The organism is Neisseria shayeganii, assembly GCF_014054965.1.
In the GTDB taxonomy this organism is placed as follows: Bacteria; Pseudomonadota; Gammaproteobacteria; order Burkholderiales; family Neisseriaceae; genus Eikenella; species Eikenella shayeganii.
Genome location: NZ_CP059567.1, coordinates 2,146,554 through 2,171,043, shown reverse-complemented (window position 1 = coordinate 2,171,043; position 24,490 = coordinate 2,146,554). Strand labels below are relative to the sequence as shown.

Sequence of the window (24,490 nt, the reverse complement as noted above, 5' to 3'; positions counted from 1 at the left end):
TTCCTATGGGCGCGGTTCAAGCAAACAAATCGCTTTGCACGGCATCGCTTTGGCCGAACTTGGAGCGGGTGTGTTGCAGCAGCAGACCGCGCAATTGCGTGCTGTCGATTAAGTCGGCATAGCGGTTGGGTTCGGGCAGGGTAATGAAATAGCGCGCGCGGTTTAAGGCCACGCCCATTTTGCGCAGCTGGGCCATAGTAATCATGCGGAAGCGGCGGGCCTGCACGATTCGGCGGGCGGACTTCACGCCGATGCCGGGCACGCGTAAGATGGCCTCCAGCGGGGCGTGTTGCAGCGGCACCGGAAACCATTCGCGGTGCCGCAATGCCCACGCCAGTTTGGGGTCGAAGTCCAGGTCGAGAAAAGGTTGTTGCTCGTCTAAAATTTCATGGTCGGCAAAGCCGTAAAAACGCATCAGCCAGTCGGCCTGATAAAGCCGGTTTTCCCTGCGCAGCGGCACTTGTGCCGATAAGGGCGGCAGGCGTTTGTCTGCCAATACGGGCACATAGCCGGAGTAATACACACGTTTGAGGCCGTAATGGCGGTAAAAACCGCCGGCGGCACGGATGATTTGGCGGTCGGTTTCGCCTGCCGCACCGATAATGAACTGCGTGCTTTGGCCGGCCGGGGCGAACTTGGGTGTGGATTTGATGGTTTTGCGGCTGTCGGCAAAAGCCGTGATTTCGTTACGCACAAATGCCATCGGCTGAGTCATGTCGCGGTGGTTTTTTTCGGGGGCGAGCAGCTTGAGGCCGGAAACGGTGGGGATTTCCATATTGACGCTGAGGCGGTCGGCATACAGCCCAGCCTCGTGCAGGATTTCGGGCGAGGCTTTGGGAATGGTTTTCAGGTGGATGTAGCCGTGAAAGCGGTGTTCTTCGCGCAGTTTTTTGGCAATGCGCACCAAACGTTCCATGGTGTAGTCGGCGTTTTTGAAAATGCCGGAACTCAAAAACAGCCCTTCGATGTAGTTGCGGCGGTAAAAGCTCATGGTCAAATCCACCACTTCATCTACGGTAAACGCTGCACGTGGGATGTCGTTGCTGCGGCGCGAGGCGCAGTAGGCACAATCGTAGATGCAGTGGTTGGTGAGCAGAATTTTCAGCAGCGATACGCAGCGGCCGTCTTCGGTGAAACTGTGGCAAATGCCGGCGCGGGATGAGTTGCCCAAGCCTTGCCCCTTATTGCCGCGCGAGCCGCCGCTGGACGAGCAGGAAACGTCGTATTTGGCCGCGTCGGCCAGGATTTCCAGCTTGCGGCTGAGTTTTTGGTAGTCCATGGCATGGCTTCATAAAATCATATTTTCTGATTATAAAGATGAGATTTTATTCAGTCAGCTAAATTTTTTCTTAGTTATGGAGAGTAAGGGGTAAACAAACAGGCTACCTGAAAGCCTTTCAGGTAGCCTGTTTGTCAATTAGGGAGCCTCAGCCGCGTACCCGTTCGATTAAGGCACCGACTTTGCCCAGCTTCTCTTCGATGTGCTCGTAGCCGCGGTCGAGGTGGTAAATGCGCTCGACCACGGTTTCGCCGTCGGCCACCAGGCCGGCAATCACCAGGCTGGCCGAGGCGCGCAAATCGGTGGCCATCACGGTGGCGCCGGAAAGCTTGTCCACGCCTTTGATCATGGCCGTATTGCCTTCGGCGCTGATTTGGGCACCCATGCGGTTGAGTTCGGGCACGTGCATGAAACGGTTTTCAAAAATGGTTTCCACCACGCGGCTGCTGCCCTCGGCCACCGCGTTCATGGCCATAAACTGCGCCTGCATATCGGTGGGGAAACCGGGATGCGGCACGGTGCGGATGTCCACCGCTTTCGGGCGTTGGCGCATATCGATGGCGATCCAGTCGTCGCCTGCTTCAATCACGGCGCCGGCTTCCACCAGTTTGTCCAACACCACTTCCATGGTTTTGGGTGCGGCGTTGCGCAGTACTACGTGGCCGCCGGTCATGGCCACGGCGCAGAGAAAGGTGCCGGTTTCGATGCGGTCGGCCACCACGCTGTGGGTGCAGCCGTGTAGTTTCTCCACGCCCTCCACCGTTATCACCGGCGTGCCGATGCCGTGGATTTTGGCGCCCATCTTCACCAAGCACTCGGCCAAATCCACCACTTCGGGTTCAATGGCGCAGTTTTCCAAAATGGTGGTGCCTTCGGCCAACGTGGCGGCCATCAGCAGGTTTTCAGTGCCGCCCACGGTGACCATGTCCATCACCACGCGTGCGCCTTTCAGCTTGCCGCTGGCTTTCACATAGCCGTGCTCGATGGTGATGGTGGCGCCCATGGCTTCCAGTCCTTTCAGGTGTTGGTCAACCGGGCGCGAGCCGATGGCGCAGCCGCCGGGCAGGCTGACTTCGGCATGGCCGAAACGCGCCAGGGTGGGGCCGAGCACCAGAATCGAGGCGCGCATGGTTTTCACCAGCTCGTAAGGGGCGCAGGTGTTGTTGACCGTGCCGCCGTTGATGGAAAACGCGCTCACCCCGTCGCTTTCCACCTGTGCGCCCATGCCTTGCAGCAGTTTGTGGGTGGTTTTCACGTCGGCCAGCATGGGCACGTTTTTCAAGTGGAGGATGTCTTCGGTCAGCAGGCCGGCGCACATCAGCGGTAGGGCGGCGTTTTTGGCGCCGGAAATGGTGATTTCGCCGTTGAGGGGGCCGTTGCCGGTGATTTTCAGTTTGTCCACGGTGTGTCTCGGTAACTAAGGGTTGGGCCGGAATTCGGCGCGGTGTGGGTGGTTTGTTTTCAGGTAGCCTGAGACCTTTGCAAAACCCCCATCTGCGGCGCATTTCTGCGTTGTGCGCTGCTCGCTCACTTGCCTATCTTCATGATATGTCTGTCCCACGGGGATTCCTGGCGTTCACGTTCGCTGCGCTGCTACGCCTTGAACTGCATCCACATCTGGGGCTTTTGCAAAGGTCTCAGCCTGTAGGGCATTGCTGAAAAAACGGCGGATTATAAAGCGGTTTGCCCGCCTTGTGGGGCGGGCGGAAAATTTTTACATCGGCCAAGCAGACGGCAAAACAGGCTGCTTCGGCAGCCTGTGAAAGGGGAGGGCGCTTAAGATTCGGCGCTCAGTTTGCCGCTGGATTCGGCGCGGTGGTCGTGGGTTTTCTCTTTGTGTTTGAGCACCGCACGGTCAAGCTTGTCGGCCAGTAAATCGATGGCGGCATACATGTCTTTATCGGTTTGATCGATGTGCAGGTCTTTGCCCGCCATGTGCCAATCCACTTCTGCTTTTTGCACCAGTTTGTCCACCGAGAGGGTAACGGTGGCGGAAATCACATTGTCGCTGTGCCGCATGATGCGCTCGAGTTTGCTGCGGATGTAGTCTTTCAGCGCGTCGGTCACTTCGATGTTGATGCCGTTGATTTTCAGATTCATAGCAGACTCCTTCGAGGGGTTGTGCCTGCCTGGCGGCGCGCAAGCCGGGGAACTACGGCTGTTTGCGTTTGCGCTGGTGGGCAGGCGGGAAATTCATCTCTTCGCGGTATTTGGCTACGGTACGGCGGGCCAGCGTCATGCCCTGCAGGGCGAGGCGGTCGGCGATGGCTTGGTCTGAGAGCGGCTTGGCTTTGTTTTCCGAGGCAAACAGGCTTTCCATCACGGCTTTCACCGCGCCGGCGCTCACGCCCTGTTCGTCTTCTTCGTCGGCGTAAACGGCGGCCTGGCTGAAGAAGTAGCGTAACGGAAATACGCCCTGGGGGCAAGCCAGATATTTTTGGTTGACGGCGCGCGATACGGTGCTCTCGGCCAGGCCCAATTCTTGGGCGGTGTCTTTGATGGTCATCGGCACCAGGCCGATGGCGCCGAATTGGAAAAAGTCGGCCTGTTTTTCCAGAATGATGTCGGCCAGCCGCAGCACGGTGCTTTTGCGCTGCTCCAATGAGAGCAGCAGGGTTTTGGCTTCGGCGAGTTTTTGTTTGAGTTCGGGCGCGCTGCCGCCGCATTCGCCGAGCAGTTCGCAGTATTCGCGGTTGAGCCGCACCTGCGGCCAGGCCTGGCGGTAGGCGCCGGTTTTCCATTCGCCGGTTTCTTCATCGGGGCGGATCCACACATCGGGCTCGATGTATTCGGTGTGGCCGGCGGCGGCATAGCCGTAGGCGGGGAAAGGGTTGAGCGAGGACACCAGCGCCTGGGCGGCTTCGATGGTGGCGGTGCTGTAATGGGGGTGTTGTTTGCGCACCTGCGGGGCGAGGGTGATTTTGCCTACGTCGTTCAGGTAGCCCTGCACCAGTTTGACGGCGCAGAACACGGTTTCGCACGGTTCGCGGCGGGCCAGCTGTAAGAGCAGGGATTCGGCCAAGTCGCGTGCGCCGGTGCCGGGCGGGTCGAAGCGCTGGAGCTGTTGCAGGGCGGCGGCTAAGTCTGCTTCGTCCAGCATCCATTCCAGCGGCGAATGCTCCACAATCTCTTCGAGGCTTTCTTTCAGGTAGCCTTGGTCGTCAAGGTAGTCGATCAGCAGGTGTACCCGTGCGGCTTCTTCGCGATCCAGCGGATGTTCGCACACCTGCTCGTGCAGCAGGCGGCGGAAGTCGGCTTCGTCGGCCACGGTGGCCCACAAATCGCTTTCTTCGCCGCTGCTGATTTTGCGGGTAATCGGCACGGCAGCGGAATAGTGGATTTCGGGCTGGCCGCTGTCGGCGTCGCCTGTGTCGGCGCGCTCCAGCAGGGGGTTGTCTTCCAGCCAGGATTCCACTTCTTCGGCCAGTTCCTGCGAGGACATGTGCAGCACACGCAAAGACTGCTGCTGCTTTTGGTTGAGCAGCTGGGTTTGGCGTAGTTTGAGTTTGACCGCTTGCGTTGTCATCACCGGCTACCTGAAACTCAATAATCGAAGTTTTCGCCCAAATACACGGCGCGGACTTCGTCGTTGTTGACCAGGTCTTCGGGGCGGCCGTCGGCCAGCACGCGGCCTTCGCTGATGATGTAGGCGCGGTCACAGATGCGCAGGGTTTCGCGCACGTTGTGGTCGGTGATCAGCACGCCGATGCCGCGCTGCTTGAGAAAGCCGATGATGTTTTGGATGTCGATCACGGCAATCGGATCGATGCCGGCAAAGGGTTCGTCGAGCAGGATGAAGCGCGGGTTCATGGCCAGCACGCGGGCGATCTCTACCCGGCGGCGTTCGCCGCCCGACAAAGCGGGCGCGGGGCTGCGGCGCAGGTGGCCGATGTTAAGGTCGGCCAAGAGGCCGTTGAGGGTGTCTTCGATGCGGGCAGGGTCGCTTTCGTGCAGCTCGAGAATGGCGCGGATGTTTTCCTCCACCGTCATTTTGCGGAAGATGGAGGCTTCCTGCGGCAGATAGCCCAGCCCGAGACGGGCGCGCTGGTAAACCGTCATGTGTTGGAGCTGGTGGCCGTCCAGCCCGATTTCGCCGGCATCGGCGGCCACGAGGCCGACAATCATGTAGAAGCTGGTGGTTTTGCCCGCGCCGTTGGGGCCGAGCAGGCCGACCACTTCGCCGTTGCGGATGTCGAGCGAAAAGTCTTTCACCACTTGGCGTTGTTTGAAGCTTTTCTGCAGCTGCCGCACGCTCAGGCGGCTGCCGGGTGTTGTCGGCGCATTCATGATTGGTTTCCCGTTATTTTGATTTTGGTCTTGTCGGGCTACCTGAAAGCCTGTTGCCGCCGGTTGGCGTGTTTTCAGGTAGCCTGCTGCGGCATCAGTTTTGAGGCTGGATGGTGATGCTGACGCGGCCGCGGTTGGCGTTGTTTTTGCTGCCGCCCATCACGGTGTACACCTCGGTGCGGGTGTTGTAGGTGATGGTTTCGCCGCGCGCATTGTCGCCGCCGCGCTCCAGGCGGGCGTTGCCGCTGAGTTTCACGATGCCGGTGGCCGACTGGTATTCCACCCGGTTGGCCTGCCCCTTCACGTGGCCTTGGCGGTCGAGCTGCTGGCCGAACTGTACCGGGCTGCCGGTGGCGGTGATGGTTTGGGTGCCGCTGGCGGCGCGCACCACGCGGACTTTGCCGGCGTGGATATACATGGTGCCTTGTTTGATGACCACGTTGCCGGAAAATTCGGTGCTTTGGTTGCCTTGATCCAACGAGCCTTGGTCGGCCTCGATTTGGATGGGCTGGTTGCGGTCGGAGGTGAGTGCGTGTGCGGGCAGAACGGCGGCCAACAGCAGGGCGCACAGCAGGCGGGGCTTAAGGATGGTCGGTTTGCGGATCATAAATCACGGCCTTTATGCGTGAAGAGAGGTTGAGGCGTCTGGCGGCATGATCGTACACCATGCCTTGCGCGGTGCCGTGCGAGGCGCCGTAGCGGTAGCGCACCCAGTCTTCGGTTCGGGCGGTTTGGGTGTCGGTGTCGATGGTTAGGGTGTCGGTTTCCATGCGGCCGGCGGGCGAGTCGGCGGTTGCGGGCTTCACCAGCACCACGCCGCCGCTGAGGGCCACTTTTTCGTGGTCGTTCACATAATGCGCCTGCGCGGCCTGAACGCGGTACTGCTCGCCGCTGTGGGGGGCGAACACGATATCGGGTTTGGCCAGATAGGCGTCGGAACGGGCCGGAAACTGCCAGGCGCGTTCGGCGGTCAGCTGCTCGGCGACCGCGCCGTCGGCGCCGAAACGCCTGGCTTGAATGCCGAAAATTTCATATTGCGGCTCGTGCGGGCTGAGCGAGGCTTCTTCGGTTTCCAGCTGGCTCACGCGGTCGAGCCAGAAGCTGACGCCGCCCAAAGCCAGCGCCAGTATCAGCGGAAACCACCAGCCGGCCAGTTTCTTGATCATTGTGTGTAACGTTCCAAAGCGGGTTTCAGGTAGCCTTGTGCGTCCATGATCAGGTCGCACAGTTCGCGCACCGCGCCGGCGCCGGCCGGGCGGGCGGTGGTGTAAACGGCATAGTGTTTGACGAAATCGTGCGCCTCCGGCACCGCCACCGGCAGCCCGCACCGCACCATCACCGGCAAATCCACCACATCGTCGCCGATATAGGCGCATTCGTGCTCGGCCACGCCGGCGGCGGTACGCAGTTCTTCATAAGCGGCGCGTTTGTCGCTGATGCCTTTGAAATAGTGGCCGATGCCCAAAGCGCGCACCCGCACGCCCACCGAAGGCGCGTCGCGGCCGGTGATGATGGCGGTTTGCACGCCGCTTTGCTGCAGCATTTTGATGCCGTGGCCGTCGAGCGTGTGGAAGGCTTTGATTTCTTCGCCGTTGTCGCGGATAAAAATGCGGCCGTCGGTTAACACGCCGTCCACGTCCATAATCAGCAGTTTGATGGCGGCGGCACGGCGGCGCAGTTCGTCGGGCAGAGGATTCATCGTCAGGCACGGGTTGGGGCGGGTTTCAGGTAGCCCATCATACCACGGACGCCTCACAAAACCGGCACTTCGGGCAAAGCGAAGCGCCGTCTTAACGCCAAGCGTAGGCGATATTTACAAAAATTGACCGAGCGCGCGTTTCTGAAGTATAAACGCAAAGTTTGGCGGCGGTCGGCCCGACGCGCCCCCACACGCCTTTTCAAACAACAACCCACGAGGTTATTGCATCATGAATCCCATGTACATCACCTTCGGTGTGTATCTGGTGGCCGTTTTGCTCATCGGCTTGGCCGCCTATTTCTCCACCCGCAATTTTGACGACTACATTTTGGGCGGCCGCAGCTTGGGCCCCTTCGTGACCGCCATGTCGGCCGGCGCTTCCGATATGTCCGGCTGGCTGCTGATGGGCCTGCCCGGCGCGATTTACGCTTCCGGCCTGGCCGAAGCCTGGATTGCCATCGGCCTCACCGTGGGCGCTTATTTAAACTGGCTCTTGGTGGCCGGCCGCCTGCGCGTGCACACCGAATACAACAACAACGCTCTCACCCTGCCCGAATACTTTTTCCACCGTTTCGGCGCACAGGGCAAGGCGATGAAGGTGATCTCCGCCGCCATCATCCTCTTTTTCTTCACCATCTATTGCGCTTCCGGCGTGGTGGCGGGCGCCCGTCTGTTCCAGAGCCTGTTTACCGATATGTCTTACCAGCAGGCGCTGTGGCTCGGCGCCGGCGCCACCATTGCCTATACCTTCATCGGCGGTTTTTTGGCGGTGAGCTGGACCGACACCGTGCAGGCCACGCTGATGATTTTCGCCCTCATCCTGACCCCGATTATGGTGTACCTGAGCTTGGGCGGTGCGGATGAAATGAGCGCTGCCATCCAAGCCGCCGCTGTGGCCGCCAACACCGAATACGGCAGCCTGCTCACCGGCACCACCTTCGTCGGCATCATTTCCACTGCCGCCTGGGGCTTGGGCTATTTCGGCCAGCCGCACATTCTGGCGCGCTTTATGGCCGCCGAAAACGTGAAATCGCTCACCAGCGCCCGCCGCATCGGCATGACTTGGATGGTGCTTTGCTTGGCCGGTGCGGTGGCCGTGGGCTATTTCGGTATCGCCTACTTCGGCGCCAACCCCGAACAGGCGGCCGCCATGCAGGGCAACAACGAGCGCGTGTTCATCGCCTTGGCCACCCTGTTGTTCAACCCGTGGATTGCCGGCGTGATTTTGTCTGCCATTCTGGCTGCGGTGATGTCCACCTTGTCCTGCCAGCTTTTGGTGTGTTCCAGCGCCATCACCGAAGACTTCTATAAAGGCTTCCTGCGCCCCAACGCCGCTCAGAAAGAGCTGGTGTGGGTGGGCCGCATCATGGTGTTGGCCGTGGCCGTAATCGCCATCCTGCTGGCCGCCGACCCCGACAGCAAAGTGCTGGGCTTGGTGTCTTACGCCTGGGCCGGCTTCGGTGCCGCCTTCGGCCCGGTGGTGATTCTGTCGGTGTTCTGGAAGCGCATGACCGCCAACGGCGCACTGGCCGGCATGATTACCGGTGCCGTGGTGGTGGTGCTGTGGGCGGAAAAAGTGAACCCCGCCCTGAAAGCGGCCAATCTGCAAACCATGTATGAAATCGTGCCCGGCTTCATCGCCTGCGCCATTGCCGTGGTGGCCGTTTCCCTGCTCGGCAAAGCGCCCAGCCAAGAGGTTCAGGAACGCTTTGAACAAGCCGACCGCGACTACCATGCCGCCAAATAAACCGGCCGTTTGATGACGTGCTCAGGCTACCTGAAACCGCAATAGGTGGGTTTCAGGTAGCCTGATTGGCATTCAGGTCAGCCAAACAGGCGGCCGGCGGCAAAACTTTGCCTTCCATCAAGCCCGCAAACATCGGTTTGGTTTATCATATCCACCTGATTTTCGCCTGAATGGCGGCCTCAAATTCAAGCTGAGACCTTTGCAAAACCCCCAGATGTGGATGCAGTTCAAGGCGTAGCAGCGCAGCGAGCGTGAACGCCAGGAATCCCTGTGGGACAGACATATCATGAAGATAGGCAAGCGAGCGAGCAGCGCACAACGCAGAAATGCGCCGCAGATGGGGTTTTGCAAAGGTCTCAGGCTACCCGAAACCCAGCCCAGCGCTTTCAGGTAGCCCATTTCCCGCACTCTACATCACGGAGATTCCCATGTTCCAGTTTGCCCATCCGCAACAAACCCCCTTGCGCCAAGCCATTACCGAAGCCTACCGCCGCGACGAAGTGGCGGCCGTGGACGATATGTTGCGGCAGGCGCAGATGAGTGCAGAAGAGCGCAGCGCCGCCGCAGACCTGGCTCGCCGCTTGGTCACCCAAGTGCGCAGCAGCCGCAGCAAATCTTCGGGCGTGGACGCGCTGATGCACGAATTCTCCCTTTCCAGCGACGAAGGCGTGGCGCTGATGTGTTTGGCCGAAGCCCTGTTGCGCATCCCCGACAACGCCACCCGCAACAAACTCATCCACGACAAACTGGCCGACGGCGACTGGAAAAGCCATTTGGGCCACAGCCCGTCCCTGTTCGTCAACGCCGCTGCCTGGGGCCTGCTGATCACCGGCAAGCTGACCAACCCCACCAACGAACAAAGCCTGTCTGCCTCGCTCACCCGCATGTTGGGTAAAGGCGGCGAACCCCTCATCCGCAAAGGCGTGGACTACGCCATGCGCATGCTGGGCAAACAGTTTGTGACCGGCCAAACCATTGAAGAAGCGCTGGCCAACGGCAAAGAACGCGAAAAACTGGGTTACCGCTTCTCCTTCGATATGCTCGGCGAAGCGGCCATGACGCAGGCCGATGCCGACCGCTATTACCAAGATTATTTGAACGCCATCCACGCCATCGGCAAAGACGCCGCCGGCGCCGGCGTGTATGAAGGCAACGGCATCTCGGTGAAACTTTCCGCCATCCACCCGCGCTATGTACGCGCCCAGCACGGGCGCGTGATGAGCGAACTGCTGCCGCGCCTGAAAAGCCTGTTCCTGCTGGCCAAGCAATACAATATCGGCCTCAACATCGACGCCGAAGAAGCCAACCGCCTGGAGCTGTCGCTGGACTTGATGGAAGCGCTGGTGTCCGACCCCGACTTGGCCGGTTTCCACGGCATCGGCTTCGTGGTGCAGGGCTACCAGAAACGCTGCCCCTTTGTGATCGATTATTTAATCGACCTCGCCCGCCGCAGTAAGCAGAAGCTGATGATCCGCTTGGTAAAAGGCGCCTACTGGGACAGCGAAATCAAATGGGCGCAGGTGGACGGCATGGACGGCTATCCGGTTTACACCCGCAAAGTGCACACCGATATTTCCTATCTGGCCTGCGCACGCAAACTGCTGGCTGCGCAAGATGCCGTTTTCCCGCAATTCGCCACCCACAATGCCTACACCTTGGCCGCCATTTACCAAATGGGCGAAGGCAAAGACTACGAATTCCAATGTCTGCACGGCATGGGCGAAACCCTGTACGACCAAGTGGTCGGCAGCCAAAACCTAGGCCGCCGCGTACGCATTTACGCCCCGGTCGGGACCCACGAAACCCTGCTCGCCTATTTGGTGCGCCGTCTGCTGGAAAACGGTGCCAACTCCTCGTTTGTGAACCAGATCGTCGATGAAAAAATCAGCATCGACGAACTCATCCGCAGCCCCTTTGATACCTTGGCGCAAGAAGGCATCCGCCTGCACCGCGCCCTGCCGATGCCGCGCGAACTGTACGGCCACGAGCGCGTCAACTCGCAAGGCATCGATTTGAGCAATGAAAACGTGTTGCAAAACCTGCAACAGCAAATGAATGCCGCCGCCGGACGAAGCTTTCAGGTAGCCTCTTTAATCAACGGCCAAAGCCGTCCGGCCGCCGCCGCACACCATGTGCCGAATCCGGCCGACCACGGCGATATTGTCGGCAGCGCCTCGTTTGCCGACGCCGGCTTGGCGCAGGAAGCGGTCAGCATTGCCGTGGCCGCCCAGCCGGCCTGGTCGGCCAAGCCCGCCGCCGAGCGTGCCGCCTGCCTGCGCCGCTTTGCCGACCTGATGGAAGCGCACACCCCCACGTTGATGATGCTGGCCGTGCGCGAAGCGGGCAAAACCCTGCAAAACGCCATTGCCGAAGTGCGCGAAGCGGTGGATTTCTGCCGCTACTACGCCAGCGAAGCCGAACTCACGCTACCTGAAAACACCCCCGGCCTCGGCGCCATGGTTGCCATCAGCCCGTGGAACTTCCCGCTGGCAATTTTCGTCGGTGAAGTGGCCGCTTCCTTGGCCGCCGGCAACAGCGTGGTGGCCAAACCCGCGGAGCAAACCAGCATCATCGCCCACTACGCCGTTTCCCTGATGCATGAAGCCGGCGTGCCCGGCGACGTGCTGCAGCTGGTGCTCGGCGCGGGCGATGTGGGCGCGGCGCTCACCCAAGACCCGCGCATCAGCGGCGTCATCTTCACCGGCTCCACCGAAGTGGCGCGCCTGATCAACCAAACGCTGGCCAAACGCAGCGACAACCCGGTGCTGATTGCCGAAACCGGCGGCCAAAACGCCATGATCGTCGATTCCACCGCCCTGCCCGAACAAGTGGTGGCCGATGTATTGAACTCCGCCTTCGACAGCGCCGGCCAACGCTGCTCCGCTCTGCGCATCCTTTGTCTGCAGGAAGACATCGCCGACCACTTCCTCGCCATGATCAAAGGCGCGATGAACGAGTTGCGCGTGGGCAACCCGCTGCGCCTCCACACCGATATCGGCCCGGTAATCGACGCCGAAGCGCGCGACAACCTGCAACGCCACATCGACCGCATGAAAGGGTTGGCCAAGTCCTACCACGAAGTGCCGCTCGCCGCCGATGCCGCCAACGGCACCTTCGTCGCCCCCGTGCTGTTCGAGCTCAACAATCTGCAGGAGCTGCGCCAGGAAGTGTTCGGCCCCGTGCTGCACGTGGTGCGCTACCGCGCCGGGGAGCTGGACGAGCTCATCGCGCAAATCAACAGCAAATGCTACGCCCTGACCCACGGCATCCACAGCCGCATCGACGCCACCGTGGCGCATATCCGCAGCCGCATCGAGGCCGGCAATGTGTATGTGAACCGCAACATCGTCGGCGCCGTGGTGGGCGTGCAACCCTTCGGCGGCCACGGCCTCTCCGGCACCGGCCCCAAAGCCGGCGGCCCCTTCTACCTGCAACGCTTAAGCCGGCTGAAACGCTGGCGCATCCCGCGCCTGAGCCGCATCGGCCAGGCCGACGAAGCCGCGCTGGCCCGCCTGCAGGAAGTGCTGGCCGCCCTGCCGCTCTCCCAGGAACAAAAACTGGAGCTGGCCGGCAAAATGGGCCAAGCGCGCCTGCACACCCTGCGTCAGGCCGAGCTGGCCCTGCTCGGCCCCACCGGCGAACACAACAGCATGAACTGGCACACGCCCAAGCAGGTGTGGCTCTACGGCGGCGACCTGGCGCAATCCTTTGCCGCCCTCGCCACCCTGGCCGCTTCCGGCATCCACACCGTGGTGGAGTCCGGCCACCCCTTGGCCGCCTATGCCGACCGTCTCGGCGGCCTGCTCTCCACGCACGGCCGCCCCGAAACCGCCGACATGACCCATGTGGTGGCATTGGAGCCGATGACGGCGGAATACCGCCAGGCGTTGGCCGAGCATCCCGGCCCGCTCACCCGCATTCACAACGCGGCCGACGGCTTAGACGTCTTGCGCCTGTTCTCCGAAGTGGCCTGCAGCATCAACACCACCGCCGCCGGCGGTAACGCCAGCCTGATGGCCATGCACGATTTGTAAAGCCTGAGACCTTTGCAAAAACCCCAGATGTGGATGCAGTTCAAGGCGTAGCAGCACAGCGAGCGTGAACGCCAGGAATCCCCGTGGGACAGACATATCATATAGATAGGCAAGCGAGCGAGCAGTACCCATAGGGCATAAACGCACAACGCAGAAATGCGCCGCAGATGGGGGTTTTGCAAAGGTCTCAGCCCGCCATCCCGCAACAGGCTACCTGAACACCACGCCGCCCCGCAGCGGCAGGCTTTCAGGTAGCCTGCTTCCTTTTGCCGCCGCCCTGCAACAGCCTCATTCTGAAAAAAAACAGCATTTCAGGTACAATGCCGCCGTTTTCCCATCCCATTTTCACCCATACACACACCATGCCCAAAATCACCGTCCTGCCCCACGCCGAGCTCTGCCCGGAGGGCAAAATCATCGAAGACGCCCCCAGTGGCCGCTCTCTCTGCGATCTGCTGCTCGAACACGACATCGAAATCGAGCATGCCTGCGAAAAATCCTGCGCCTGCACTACCTGCCACGTGGTTATCCGCCAAGGTTTCGACAGCCTGTCCGAAGCCAGCGAAATCGAAGAAGACCTGCTCGACCAAGCCTGGGGCTTGGAAGCCACCTCCCGCCTCAGCTGCCAAGCCTGCGTGGGCGACGAAGATTTGGTGGTGGAAATCCCCAAATACACCATCAACCACGCCCGCGAACACCATTAACAAACCAAACCCGTTCGCCCCGGGCCGTTGCGCCCGACACTTCCCAACCGCTTTTCAGGTAGCCCGCCATGAAATGGACCGACACCCAACGCATCGCCGAAGAGCTCTACGATGCCCACCCCGACACCGACCCCAAAACCATCCGCTTCACCCACTTGCGCGAGCTGGTGCTGGCCTTGCCGGATTTCGACGACGATCCCGCCCGCAGCGGCGAACGCATACTCGAAGCCATCCAGCAGGCTTGGATTAACGAAGCCGAATAACCTTCTCCCCTGATTACAGGCTACCTGAACGCCACCCCGCTTTCAGGTAGCCTGCTCTGCCGAATCTCATCTCCAAACACCATGAAAATCGCCACCTGGAACGTCAATTCCCTCAACGTCCGCCTGCCGCAGGTCAGCAACTGGCTGATCGAACACCGGCCCGACATCCTCTGTCTGCAAGAACTCAAACTCGAGCAAGACAAATTCCCCCTTGCCGCTTTCGAGTTGCTCGGCTACCGCGCCGTGTGGAGCGGGCAGAAAACCTATAACGGCGTGGCCATTCTCAGCCGCAGCGAAGCGGCCGACGTGCACACCGGTCTGCCCGACCTGCCGGACGACCCGCAACGGCGCGTCATCGCCGCCACCATCGACGGCGTGCGCGTGATCAATGTGTATTGCGTCAACGGCGAAGCGGTGGGCAGCGAAAAATTTGCCTACAAAGAGCAATGGTTCGCCGCTCTCAACCGCTTGGTGGCGCAAGAACTGGCGCAACACGACGAGCTGGTGCTGCTGGGCGACTTCAACATCGCCCCTGCCGACCGCGACGTGTACGACCCGGAAAAATGGCATGAAAAAATCCATTGTTCTTCCGCCGAGCGGCAATGGTTTGCTGAACTGCTGCAACTGGGCTTGGGCGATGGCCTGCGCCACCTGCATCCCGAAGCGCAAATGTTTACTTGGTGGGATTACCGCATGAATATGTTCCGCCGCAAGCTCGGCCTGCGCATCGACCATATTTTGTGCAGCCCGGCGCTGCTTGCCCGCTTGCAGCAATTGGAGGTGGACACTGCCACCCGCGCTCTCGAGCGCCCCAGCGACCATGCTCCGGTTTGGGCCGTTTTTGCCTGAACGGTGCCAATCTCGCCGCCGGCCGCCTTGGATGGGGAGGCGGCTGATCTTTGACCTAATTGTTAATTTTGTTTAAAAAAATCTGAATAAATAAATATTTAGACTAAATACTCGCTCTTATTTAAATTAACTTTTGTCAAATTTTTGCCAAATTATGGCTTAAGAATAACTTTTTTCGATAAAAAATGACGAAAGCCTAGACAGTAGATTCCAGCGTAGGTATAATTTGTCTCGCTTACATGGATTCCTGAATGGGGATGTGTGAGCAGTAAGTAGACGTTTTCCCGCAAGTTGGCCACCAATACTTCCTCCCTTGGTATTGGTGGCGTTTTTTTACTTGCGGGGTTTTGTCATTAAATCGTTAAGGCAGGCTTACAAATAAGATATGTTAGGCTACCTGAACCGTCCAATACCGTTTTATTTCCCTTCTTCCAAAGCCGCCAAGGCCTGAATCAGGGCGGCCATGCTGTCGGCCTGCATTTTCTCCATCAAATGGGCACGGTGCACTTCTACCGTGCGCACCGATACATTCAGCGTTTCCGCCATGGTCTTATTGGTGTGGCCCTGCAACAGCAGCCGCGCCACCGCCTGCTCTTTGGCGCTCAGCTGCTTGAAACGCCGGCGGTTCTGCCACAGGGCATAATTCGTTTCGCTTTGGCTGCGGGCGGCCGCCAAAGCGGCTTGCAGGCGTTGCAGCGACACCGGTTTTTCCAAAAAGTCCACCGCCCCCCGTTGCAGCATATCGACCGCCAGCGGTACGTCGCCGAAACCGGTCATCACCACCAAGGCCAGCGGGCTGTCTTGCGCCTGTAGCGCCTGCTGGAGCTGCTGGCCGTTCAGCCACGGCATATTCCAATCGCTCAACACCACGCCGGGCGTCTCCAGATCGGCCTGTTGCAAAAATTCGCGCGGATCCGCCCACAATTGCGGCCGGTAACCCAAGCTTTCGAGCAGAAAGCCGCAGGCATCCAGCACGGCGGCATCGTCATCGACCACATGAACGGCCAGATTAAGCATGTTTTTTCCTTTCAGGTAGCCTGATTTCGGCACGGGCGCCGCAGACCGCACCACGGCGGTTGCTCAGGTGCAGGCTGCCGCCGATGCTGCGCAGCAGGCGGTCGCAAATGGCCAGCCCCAGGCCCAAGCCGTCGTGTTTGCTGCTGCGGAAGGGCACAAAGGGCTGGGCCAGCACCGCTTCGTCAAAACCGCCGCCGTCATCTTCTATGCGGATGATCCAGCCGCCGTCTGCGGCCCGCTCCACCGTCATTTCCACTTGGCCCACCTGTTGCTGTTGGCTGTTGAGCAGGCAGTTCATCATCACCTGTTCCACAATGCTGGCCACGGTATAGATATGTGTTTGTCCGCTTTGGTTGCACCAATACAGCCGCGGCGGATCTTTTTGGCAGGCCAGCCAGTCGGCGCAGCGGCGCAACATGTCTTCCACCGCCACTTCGGCATACACATGCTCCGGCGTTTTCACCCATTGGCGCAGATTGCGGATGATGCCGCTGCCGCGTTCGGTGGTTTGGATGATGTTGGCCAGCGCACGGCGTACCGCGTCTTTGCCGCCGCCGCTGTCGAGCAGATGCAGGCCGCCTTCGGCGTAATGGCGGATGGCCGCTATCGGCTGGTTCAGTTCGTGCGCCAGGCCGGCGGCCATTTCGCCGGCGATGTTGAGGCGGTCGGCGTGCGCCAGCAGCCGGTCGCGCTCGCGCAGCTGGCGGTATGCCTGCCGCAGTTTTTTCCGCCGCCGGTAGGCCAGCCAGCTCATCCAGGCGTAATTGATCAGGGAAATCAACACGGCCAGCCCCAAGGCACCGGCGAGCAATTTGTTCTCTTGCAGCCATTTGCGGCCTTGGTTTTGCCAGCTCGGGTGCAGCGGATGGCGGCCCAATTCGGCCAACACCTGTTCGGCCGCCACAAAAGACACCGGCGGCGACCAGCCCGGCATGCCCTCGGCCGGGGTGTGGCCGAACAAAAGCCCCATCATGCGCGTGGCCTGTTCTTCGGGCACCGAAGGCAGCGCCGCCAATACCCAATGCGGAAACACAGGTGTGGCGGAAACGCAGCCATTCACGGTGGTTTGCACCGACAAAGGCCGGAAGCTTTCTGCCGGCAAGCCCTGCCGGGCCCGCCACTCTTCCATTAAACATAAAGGGGCAATGGCGGCGTCCACCTCGCCCCGGTGCAGCGCTTCCACCGTCTGCTCAATCGGATAACCGGTGAAAACCGGCAGGTAGTCTTTACCCGCGTGCAATCCGTGCTGCAACAGCAGGCGTTCGGCCAGCATAAAGCCGCCGAACGCCTGTTCGTCCACCGCCGCAACCCGCTTGCCGCGCAAGTCGCGCTCGTCTCGCCAAAGGGCTTCTTGGCGCACCCAAATCGCGCTGCCTACCTGCTCGGTCGCCCGCGGCGTGTGCCCGTTGGGGAAACGGGCCGTGGCCAGCCAACGCCAGCCCTCGGTGTCGGGCAGCACCACAAACTGGGCCTGCGGCCCGAGGGCAAAATCCACCCGCCCGGCCGCCAGCTCGTGCTGCCAGTCGGCCAAAGCCAGCGGCACCAGGACAAACTGTTCTTCCGGCTGTTTCTCGCCCAGCCAGTTCAGCCAGGGCTGCCACTGCGCCCGGGCGGCTTCCGTGCCTTGGGGCGCCAAAATACCCACATACCAAGTCTTGGCCGACACCGCCGCCGATAGCGACAGCAGCAAACACAGCAAGCCCAAACGCATCATGGCCAGGTTTCCTTCCGAGACGACCATCTGAGACCTTTGCACCTCCCCATCTGCGGCGCATTTCTGCGTTGTGCGCTGCTACGCCTTGAACGGCATCCACATCTGGGGGCTTTGCAAAGGTCTCTATCTGTAAATTGGCCCGGGCTTCGCCGCCGGCTGGCGGCGCGTTCCAGGCCGTTTCAGCCGGCCAGGCTGCCGGCAAAGGTTTTTTTCCGTTTCCAGAAACGCCAGCCGCTGCGGGCCGCCAACAGCAGGCGGCCGCCAGCGGGGCCGTCGGTTTGCAGGCAGAGCCCAGACAGGCGGCCGTGTTGCAGGTCTTGCCACAGCGGGGCGAACAGGCTGCGCTCCCAGGCTTCGAGCTGGCTGCAATAGGCGTGGACGTCGGTGCATTGGACGGCGGTGGCGAGCGCGTCGAGATACAGGGCGGTGTCGGCCGGCGGCAGACCGCGGGCGGCGGTTTCGGCCTGCCAGGCGGCCCAGCTTTCGGGTACGGGCGCGGTTTCGCTGCGGCTGAAGGCGGCCCATGGGCTGTCGCTGCCGATGAGGCGGGCGGCGCTGTGGCCGTTGTCTGCCGGCAGGCTGTCCCACAGCCACAGGCCGTTGATCGGCGGCAGGCCCTCGGCCTGGCGCTGTTGGTTGACGGCTTGGCCGTGCAGCCACATTTGGATTTCGGTTTGCCGCTGCAGCCATTGGGTTTGTGCGGGGCCGATAGCGCGTTGGGTGCCGTCGGCCTGGCCGACGATGTCCAACACGCAGGGGGCTTGCCAACCGGCGGCTGCGGGCAGATGCAGCAGCCACAAATCGGGGCGCAGCGGCTCGAAGCGCCAGCCGTCTTCGGCATACAGGCTGTTCAGGCCGTCGCACAGGGTGCGGGCTTCTGCTGCGCTGACGGCCAGCACGCGGTTGTCGAGTATCTGCACGCTGTGCATGCCGGCCTGCTGCCAAACCGGGCTGGCGAAGGCATAGGGCTGCGGGCTCAGTTGGGAGAGGTGGACGTTGAGCTGGCGGAAACAGAAATCGGCGGGCGCGGCGGGCGCGGCTTGGAAACGGCCGAAGCGCAGCAGTTTATCGAGATGGGGCAGCTTGAGCGGCGGCAGGGTGTCGGGGTGGGGCCAATGCAGGCCGGGCAGGTTGAGGGTAAACATGGCGGGCAGGGCAGGTGGGCAAACGCTCGGGTGGGGCAAACCGATGGGGCGGTTTCAGGTAGCCCGAGCAATGTTTGAGCGGTTAATGGATACGGTAAAGGGGAGAGGGGTTCCGGCTACCTGAAAAGCGGGATCGGGCTTTCAGGTAGCCTGTTGCGGGGGCGGGGTTTATTGCAGGCGGTAGCGCGAGAGCACGGCGCGGATTTTCGGCAGGGCGGCGCGGGCGGCATCTTCACCCAGTTTGATGGCTTGGGCGCGTTCGTCAAAGCCGCCGACCGCGCCCAGCCGTTGTACCTGCGGTTTGATCACCACGTCGGCGCCGGCCAGCTCGTTATTGAGGGCGGCGGTGTTCATGATGTTCAGGCTTTGGTCGAGATAGGAGAAAAAGCCGCTTTCGGTGAGGCGGGCGGGTTTGGCCGAAATGTCCACCGCAATCACCACATTGGCGCCCAAGCCGCGGGCGGCGCCCACCGGCACGGGGGCGGTGAGGCCGCCGTCCACATAGCGTTTGCCGCCGATGAGGGCCGGTTGGAACACATTGGGAATGCTGGCCGAGGCGCGCACGGCCTGGCCGGCGTTGCCGCGGCTGAACACCACGCTGCGGCCGCTGTCGAACTCGGTGGCCACTGCGCCGAAGCGCAGCGGGAAGTTTTCCATCGGCCGGTTGCCGACTTTGCGGTTGATGAAGTTTTGCAGTTTTTCACCGCGGATGAAACCGCTGGTGGAGAGGGTGAGGTCCACCAAATCGGTTTTCTGCATGGCATCGGCTTCCTGCGCCAAGCGTTCGGCATTCATGCCCGAGGCGTAGAGGCTGCCGACCACCGCGCCGGCGCTGGTGCCGGTAACCACTTTGACCGGAATGCGGTTTTCCTGCAGCACTTTGATCACGCCGATGTGGGCAAAGCCTTTGGAAGCGCCGCCGCCCAGGGCCAGGCCGATGACGGCTTGCGGTTTGGCGGTGTGCACCGGCTTGGGCGGGGCGGGTTTGGCGGAGCCGAAACCGAGGGTGCCGCAGGCAGACAGGCTGAGGGCGGCGGCAAGCGTGAGGAAGAAGCGTCGGGTGGCGGGCATGGCGGTTTCCTTTCGGCGGGAGGGGCAATGGTTTCAGGCTACCTGAAAGCCGATCATGTGTTGGGTTCTCGGCATTTATAGCAGGCTTTTTAAACGGTACAGGCAGTCCAGCGCCTGTTTCGGGCTCAGGTGGTCGGGTTCGACGGCGGCCAGCTCGGCCAGCAGGGGATGCGGGGCGGTGTCGGGCGGGGTGTCCGGGGTTGCGGTCAGCAGACTGTCGTTTTGTTCAATGTTGTCCGGCCAGTTGTGGAAAATATCCAGCTGCGGGCGGCGGGCGGCGGCTTCGGCCTCGTGGTGTTCGAGGTGTTTTTGTGCGGCTTTGAGTGCGCGCGGCGGCAGGCCGGCCAGTTTGGCCACGGCGATGCCGTAGCTTTTGCTGGCGGGGCCGGGCTCGATGTGGTGCAGAAAAACAATGTCCTGACCCTGCTCCAGCGCGGAAAGATGCATATTGAGGGCGGTGGCGTGGTGTTCAGGTAGCCCGGTAAGCTCGAAATAATGGGTGGCAAACAGGCTGAAGGAGCGGTTTTTCTGAATCAGGTGTTCGGCAATCGCCTGTGCCAGCGCGAGGCCGTCGAAGGTGGAGGTGCCGCGGCCGACTTCGTCCATCAGCACCAGAGATTGCTCGGTGGCGTGGTGCAGGATGTAGGCGGTTTCCGACATTTCCACCATGAAGGTGGAGCGGTTGCCGGCCAAATCGTCGGAGGCGCCGATGCGGGTGAAGATGCGGTCGATGGGGCCGATGCAGGCGCGTTCGGCGGGCACGAAGCTGCCGGTGTGCGCCAGCAGCACAATCAGGGCCACCTGCCGCATATAGGTGGATTTGCCGCCCATGTTCGGGCCGGTGAGCAGCATCAGGCGGTGTTTGTTGTCGAGGCGGGTGTGGTTGGGGGTGAAACGCTGTACCTGCCGCTCGACAACAGGATGGCGGCCGGCGTCGATTTCGATGCAGGGGTAATCGACAAATTCGGGCACGGTGTAGCCGTATTCGTCGGCGTGTTGGGCAAAACAACACAGCACGTCGAGCGTGGCCGCGGCTTTGGCGCTTTGCTGGAGCAGGGGCAGCTGGGCCTGCAATTCCTGAATCAGGCCGTCGTAAAGGCGTTTTTCCCACGCCAGCGCCTGCTCTTGGGCGGTGAGGACTTTGTCTTCAAAGGCTTTCAGTTCGGGCGTGATGAAGCGTTCGACGTTTTTCAGGGTTTGGCGGCGCTGGTAGTCGGTCGGCGCCTGTTCGGCTTGGGTTTTGGAGAGCTCGATGTAAAAACCGTGTACGCGGTTGAATTCCACTTTGAGGGTGGAGAGGCCGGTGCGTTCGCGTTCGCGCTGTTCCAAATCCAGCAGGAATTCGTTGCCGTGGTTTTGAATGTGGCGTAACTCGTCCAATTCGGCGCAAAAGCCGTGGTTGATCACGCCGCCGTCGCGCAGCCAGACGGCCGGTTCGGGCAGGATGGCGGCCTGCAGGCGTTCGGCAATGGCGCGGCCGGGCGGAAAGACAGCCTCTAGGGTGTGCAGCAGGGGGTTGTCGGGCAGGTGGAGGCCGGCCAGGGCAAATAGGCTGTCGCGCAGGCCGCTTAAGTCGCGCGGGCGGGCGGAGCTGACGGCAATGCGGGCGGCAATGCGTTCGATGTCGGACAGGGTTTTCAGGTAGCCTTGGATGGCGGCGTATTCGCCATTGAGGGCGGCAACGGCGGTTTGGCGGGCACGGATGTGGGCGCGGTTGCGCAGGGGGTGGTGCAGCCATTGGGCGAGCAGGCGGCTGCCCATGTGGGTGGCGCAGCGGTCGAGCACGGAAAACAGGGTGGGCGCTTTTTTGCCGCCCAGGGTAGCGGTGATTTCGAGGTTGCGCCGGGTGGCGGCGTCCATGCCGATGTATTCTTGTTCGGTTTCGAGCGACAGGCTGTCGAGATGGCGCGGCAGTTGCGATTGGGTGAGCTGGATGTAGTTGAGCAGGGCGCCGGCGGCGCCGACGGCGGGGGCGTGTTCGGCGGGGTCGAGGCCGAAGCCGAGCAGGTCTTGGCTGCCGAAATAGCGGGTGAGCAGGCTGAAGCCGCTGTCGGCGGCAAACTGCCAGTCGTGCAGGCGGGTGCTTTGCAGGGCGGCGGGCAGTTCGGGCAGGTGGGCGGCGGTTTCATCGCTGATCAGGATTTCGGCGGGCTGCAGGCGCGCCAGTTCGTCGGCCAGTTGGCCGGGGCGGATGATTTTGGTTTTGAATTCGCCGCTTTGCAGCGAGGCCCAGGCGAGGCCGAGTTGTTGTTTGTGCGTTTTGTGGCGGCAGAGGGCGAGGATGCGGTTGGTTTCTTTGTCTTCCAAGAGGGCGGAGTCGGTGAGGGTGCCGGGGGTGACGATGCGCACCACTTCGCGCGCCACCGGGCCTTTGCCGGCCCCCACTTCACCCACTTGCTCGCAAATGGCTACGCTTTTGCCCAGCTTCACCAGGCGGGCGAGGTATTGCTCGGCGGAGTGGTGCGGCACGCCGGCCATTTTGATTGGTTCGCCGTCCAGCTGGCCGCGGGTGGTGAGGGTGATGTCGAGCAGCTTGGCGGCTTCCACGGCGTCGTCGAAAAACAGCTCGTAGAAGTCGCCCATGCGGTAGAACAGCAGTTTGTCGGCGTGGCCGGCTTTGATGCTGAGATACTGTTGCATCATGGGCGAGACGGTGGGTTTGCTGCTCATGCGAGGCTACCTGAAAAAAGAAAACAGGGCGTTATTCTAGCGGCTGGTGCGGCTTTCAGGTAGCCTGATGCCTTGGCAAATCCCATTTGCGGCGCCTGCCTGTGTGGTGTGGCGCCCTTTGTGTGCTTATCTGCTTGATGTGTTTCTCTCGCAGGGATTCTTTGTCATGTGTGCTCGCTGTGCGGCTGCGTTTTGAACGGCTTCTGCGTCTGACATTCCGACGGCAAGGCGCTGGCATCTGCGGCCGGCTTGCGGGAAGGCGTTTGGCGAAAAACGGTGAATGGCTAGGCAAAATAGGCGGGCAGAGCAGATGAAAGCAGGTGTTTGTGTAGTGTAAAAGGGTTTGCGGCCAGATGGATCGGGTGGTTAAATTCAGCGTTTGCGTGTCTGCCGGGCGGCAGAAAGTGTCGCGGCGCGCGGCGGCTTGCTGGGTGGATGCGGCGGCCTTGTGCAGTATATTGTTCAATATTTCAAAAATATAAAAATTTTTTAAAGTGTAATCGGAAGAATGGCAGCGAAATTTCTTTTTTCCCGTCAATCGGCAGCAGTTTTGCCGCTGGTGTGTTTGCTGGCGGCCTGTCCGTCGCAATATGTTCCGCCCGGCGCTTCCTTGCCGCCCGTGGTCGATGTGCCGGCGGGCCAAGCTTATGCGCCGGGGTATGTGCATCGGGTTTCAGGTAGCCCGGCGGCTTATAAGGCAGTGGCGTTCGGCGCATTGCCCCAATGGACGCAACAGGATTTTGCCGCCAGTTTGCAGGCGTTCCGCAAGAGCTGCGAGCGTTTGCAAAGCCAGCCGCAATGGCAGGCCGTCTGCCGACAGGCGGCCGTCGTGCCCAACCAGTCGGCGGCGGCGAAAAGCTTTTTCGAGCGGTATTTCACGCCGTGGGAAGTGAGTCACAACGGTCAGCTCGGCGGCATGATTACCGGATATTACGAGCCGGTGCTGAAGGGCAGTGCAGCGGCTACTGCGCAGGCGAGATTTCCGATTTACGGCCAACCTGCGGACTTGGTCAGTGTGCCGCTTAACGGACAGCGCCAAGGTGTGGTGCGGATCAGATTGACGGGCGGCAACAGCGGCCGAATCGCGCCCGACGGCGAGTACACGGCCAATTTGGCCGAGTTTCCTTTGCAGGAGCGCAGCCGTGTCTTGAAAGGCCGGGTGGAAGGCAGCCGCTTTGTGCCTTACTTTACCCGCGCCCAAATCAACGGCGGGGCACTGAACGGCCGGGCGCCTGTATTGGCGTATGCCGAAGATCCGGTGGAGTTGTTCTTCCTGCATGTTCAGGGTTCGGGCCGGATCCGCACGCCGGACGGCCGTTATATCCGTCTCGGCTTTGCCGACAAAAACGATTACCCCTATGTGTCGATCGGGCGCTATATGGCCGACCGCGGTTATTTGCCGTTGGCACAAACCAGTATGCAGGGCATTCAGGCATGGTTGCGCAGCCACCCGGACCGTTTGGCCGAAGTGTTGGGGCAAAACCCGAGTTATGTGTTTTTCCGCGAGTTGCCGGCTGGCAACGATGGGCCGATCGGCTCTTTGGGTGTGCCGCTCACTGGCGGTTATTCCGGCGCGGTGGACCGCCGCTTTATTACCTTGGGTGCACCGATCTTTTTGGCCACCGCCCATCCGGAAACCGGTCATGCACTCAACCGCTTGATTATGGCTCAGGATACCGGCAGTGCGATCAACGGCGCGGTGCGGGTGGATTTTTTCTGGGGTTACGGCGACGAGGCGGGCCGGGTGGCCGGTAAGATGAAGCAGACCGGCTATGTGTGGCAGCTGCTGCCCAACGGCACCCTGCCCAGTGCGGGGTGAGTTGGATTGAATGAGTCAGCTGGTGTCGATGTCGACGATTGATCTATCTAATTTTTTATTGGAAATGCTTAAATAAATTGTCCATCTTGAGAGGTGATCTGGTTTGCGGTTTGGCTGCGATCAGACGATGAGCAAGACGGCGGTTTGATTTCAAACAAGTAAATCAGTATAGTTTGCCTGCTGTTTGGCTTT

General features: G+C 61.1%; 20 protein-coding genes and 1 pseudogene. 7 read left to right on the top strand and 14 right to left on the bottom strand.

Annotation, left to right across the window (positions count from 1 at the left end; all coding sequences use genetic code 11):
- Positions 1-16 precede the first annotated feature (16 nt).
- Both H3L94_RS10675 and murA read right to left on the bottom strand, forming a co-directional pair.
- Entirely contained in the window at positions 17-1,279 is a 1,263-nt protein-coding gene (locus H3L94_RS10675; RefSeq protein ID WP_182121980.1) for a putative DNA modification/repair radical SAM protein, read from the bottom strand.
- Between the two features lie 148 nt (positions 1,280-1,427).
- Positions 1,428-2,681 (bottom strand): UDP-N-acetylglucosamine 1-carboxyvinyltransferase, encoded by a 1,254-nt coding sequence (gene murA / locus H3L94_RS10670; RefSeq protein ID WP_182121979.1) that lies wholly within the window; start codon positions 2,679-2,681, stop codon positions 1,428-1,430.
- A 44-nt stretch (positions 2,682-2,725) separates the two neighbouring features.
- Between murA and H3L94_RS12710 the strand changes: the two genes are divergently transcribed.
- Positions 2,726-2,938 carry an ATP-dependent exonuclease gene (locus H3L94_RS12710; protein WP_425325920.1) on the top strand — a complete coding sequence of 71 codons (213 nt, stop codon included), beginning with the start codon at positions 2,726-2,728 and terminating at the stop codon, positions 2,936-2,938.
- 117 nt (positions 2,939-3,055) lie between these two features.
- Here the strand turns inward: H3L94_RS12710 and hpf are convergent, their stop codons facing one another.
- The 6 genes from hpf to H3L94_RS10640 all read right to left on the bottom strand — a co-directional run bounded on the left by hpf (position 3,056) and on the right by H3L94_RS10640 (position 7,265).
- Positions 3,056-3,379, bottom strand: a complete 324-nt coding sequence (gene hpf / locus H3L94_RS10665; protein WP_009119074.1) for a ribosome hibernation-promoting factor, HPF/YfiA family — start codon at positions 3,377-3,379, stop codon at positions 3,056-3,058.
- 52 nt (positions 3,380-3,431) lie between these two features.
- On the bottom strand, positions 3,432-4,805 hold the full coding sequence (gene rpoN, locus H3L94_RS10660) for an RNA polymerase factor sigma-54 (protein WP_182121978.1): 1,374 nt from the start codon (positions 4,803-4,805) through the stop codon (positions 3,432-3,434).
- A gap of 17 nt (positions 4,806-4,822) precedes the next feature.
- Entirely contained in the window at positions 4,823-5,566 is a 744-nt protein-coding gene (gene lptB, locus H3L94_RS10655; protein WP_182121977.1) for an LPS export ABC transporter ATP-binding protein, read from the bottom strand.
- 94 nt (positions 5,567-5,660) lie between these two features.
- Positions 5,661-6,173 carry a lipopolysaccharide transport periplasmic protein LptA gene (lptA, locus tag H3L94_RS10650; RefSeq protein ID WP_182121976.1) on the bottom strand — a complete coding sequence of 171 codons (513 nt, stop codon included), beginning with the start codon at positions 6,171-6,173 and terminating at the stop codon, positions 5,661-5,663.
- Positions 6,148-6,732 carry an LPS export ABC transporter periplasmic protein LptC gene (gene lptC / locus H3L94_RS10645; protein ID WP_182121975.1) on the bottom strand — a complete coding sequence of 195 codons (585 nt, stop codon included), beginning with the start codon at positions 6,730-6,732 and terminating at the stop codon, positions 6,148-6,150. Before lptC ends, lptA begins: the two co-directional genes overlap by 26 nt.
- Complete coding sequence (locus tag H3L94_RS10640) at positions 6,729-7,265, bottom strand: KdsC family phosphatase (RefSeq protein ID WP_182121974.1); 537 nt, start codon at positions 7,263-7,265, stop codon at positions 6,729-6,731. The genes lptC and H3L94_RS10640 overlap by 4 nt, the downstream gene beginning before the upstream one ends.
- Positions 7,266-7,494: 229 nt before the next feature.
- Here H3L94_RS10640 and putP point away from each other — a divergent pair, with 229 nt between their 5' ends.
- Positions 7,495-9,012, top strand: coding sequence for a sodium/proline symporter PutP (gene putP, locus H3L94_RS10635; protein WP_182121973.1), 1,518 nt, complete (start codon positions 7,495-7,497; stop codon positions 9,010-9,012).
- 428 nt (positions 9,013-9,440) lie between these two features.
- A complete protein-coding gene (gene putA, locus H3L94_RS10630) occupies positions 9,441-13,046 on the top strand; it encodes a bifunctional proline dehydrogenase/L-glutamate gamma-semialdehyde dehydrogenase PutA (protein WP_182121972.1) in 3,606 nt (1,201 codons plus the stop codon).
- Here putA and H3L94_RS12700 read toward each other — a convergent pair.
- Positions 13,047-13,228, bottom strand: a pseudogene (locus H3L94_RS12700) (ATP-dependent exonuclease); the annotation flags it as partial.
- A 180-nt stretch (positions 13,229-13,408) separates the two neighbouring features.
- On the opposite strand from H3L94_RS12700, the gene fdx reads away from it, so the two are divergent.
- From fdx to xth, 3 genes are all read left to right on the top strand, one after another.
- Positions 13,409-13,750 (top strand): ISC system 2Fe-2S type ferredoxin, encoded by a 342-nt coding sequence (gene fdx, locus H3L94_RS10625; RefSeq protein WP_182123166.1) that lies wholly within the window; start codon positions 13,409-13,411, stop codon positions 13,748-13,750.
- Between the two features lie 68 nt (positions 13,751-13,818).
- Entirely contained in the window at positions 13,819-14,013 is a 195-nt protein-coding gene (gene iscX / locus H3L94_RS10620; RefSeq protein ID WP_182121971.1) for a Fe-S cluster assembly protein IscX, read from the top strand.
- Positions 14,014-14,094: 81 nt separating this feature from the next.
- A complete protein-coding gene (xth, locus tag H3L94_RS10615) occupies positions 14,095-14,862 on the top strand; it encodes an exodeoxyribonuclease III (protein ID WP_040660268.1) in 768 nt (255 codons plus the stop codon).
- A 417-nt stretch (positions 14,863-15,279) separates the two neighbouring features.
- On the opposite strand, the gene H3L94_RS10610 is transcribed toward xth, so the two are convergent.
- The 5 genes from H3L94_RS10610 to mutS all read right to left on the bottom strand — a co-directional run bounded on the left by H3L94_RS10610 (position 15,280) and on the right by mutS (position 22,479).
- Positions 15,280-15,879, bottom strand: a complete 600-nt coding sequence (locus tag H3L94_RS10610) for a response regulator (protein ID WP_009119087.1) — start codon at positions 15,877-15,879, stop codon at positions 15,280-15,282.
- Positions 15,872-17,593 (bottom strand): sensor histidine kinase, encoded by a 1,722-nt coding sequence (locus H3L94_RS10605; protein ID WP_182121970.1) that lies wholly within the window; start codon positions 17,591-17,593, stop codon positions 15,872-15,874. The genes H3L94_RS10610 and H3L94_RS10605 overlap by 8 nt, the downstream gene beginning before the upstream one ends.
- Positions 17,594-17,772: 179 nt before the next feature.
- A complete protein-coding gene (locus H3L94_RS10600) occupies positions 17,773-18,738 on the bottom strand; it encodes a hypothetical protein (RefSeq protein ID WP_182121969.1) in 966 nt (321 codons plus the stop codon).
- Between the two features lie 168 nt (positions 18,739-18,906).
- Complete coding sequence (locus tag H3L94_RS10595) at positions 18,907-19,809, bottom strand: patatin-like phospholipase family protein (protein WP_182121968.1); 903 nt, start codon at positions 19,807-19,809, stop codon at positions 18,907-18,909.
- Positions 19,810-19,884: 75 nt separating this feature from the next.
- A complete protein-coding gene (mutS, locus tag H3L94_RS10590; RefSeq protein ID WP_182121967.1) occupies positions 19,885-22,479 on the bottom strand; it encodes a DNA mismatch repair protein MutS in 2,595 nt (864 codons plus the stop codon).
- Between the two features lie 508 nt (positions 22,480-22,987).
- On the opposite strand from mutS, the gene mltA reads away from it, so the two are divergent.
- On the top strand, positions 22,988-24,298 hold the full coding sequence (gene mltA / locus H3L94_RS10585; protein WP_182121966.1) for a murein transglycosylase A: 1,311 nt from the start codon (positions 22,988-22,990) through the stop codon (positions 24,296-24,298).
- Positions 24,299-24,490 lie beyond the last annotated feature (192 nt).